The organism is Vibrio sp. OPT46 (genome assembly GCF_015163535.1).
In the GTDB taxonomy this organism is placed as follows: domain Bacteria; phylum Pseudomonadota; class Gammaproteobacteria; order Enterobacterales; family Vibrionaceae; genus Vibrio; species Vibrio alginolyticus.
In genome coordinates, this window is the sequence record NZ_JADDYG010000142.1 from 1 (window position 1) to 642 (window position 642).

Here is a 642-nt window from a genome sequence, read left to right on the forward strand (position 1 = left end):
TGCTGAAAGCAGCAAATGCAGAAGATGCCTCTCGTCTAGAAGCAAGCAAGCAAGTACTGATGTCACTAGCGAAGCTAGAAGCAGTACGCGTGCTTGAAACTGGCGAACAAACTCCTGCATGTGCGACAGCACTGGTTGGTAAGTCTGAGTTGATGATCCCAATGGCAGGTCTGATCGACAAAGATGCTGAGCTTGCTCGTCTAGATGGCGAAATCAAGAAGACTCACGGCGAAATCAAGCGTATCGAAGGCAAACTAGGTAACGAAGGCTTCGTAGCGAAAGCTCCTGAAGCAGTTGTTGCTAAAGAGCGTGAGAAGCTTGAAGGCTACAAAGAAACGCTAGCTAAGCTAGAAGAGCAGAAGACAACGATCGCTGCGCTTTAAGCCTCAGTGAAAGAGAAGAATTAACACTTCTCACTTTTTGGTTCAAAAGGTTGGTCATCATGGCCAACCTTTTTTGTATACATTTCACCAAAACCATCATCAATAGCTTCCCCCTATCACAACAATACTCATTACCCATTAGCATTAATGAGAATTATTATCGATAATAAGCTCATCGAAACAAACACGATTGAGTAATTATCATGAAAAAGACACTAACTTTCGCAGCACTGCATTTTACTATCGCATTTAGTGTCGC

Annotated in this window: 1 pseudogene; it reads left to right on the forward strand. The window is 43.3% G+C overall.

Annotated features, from left to right (window positions below):
- Positions 1 to 383, forward strand: a pseudogene (locus tag IQR33_RS06640) (valine--tRNA ligase); the annotation flags it as partial.
- Positions 384 to 642 lie beyond the last annotated feature (259 nt).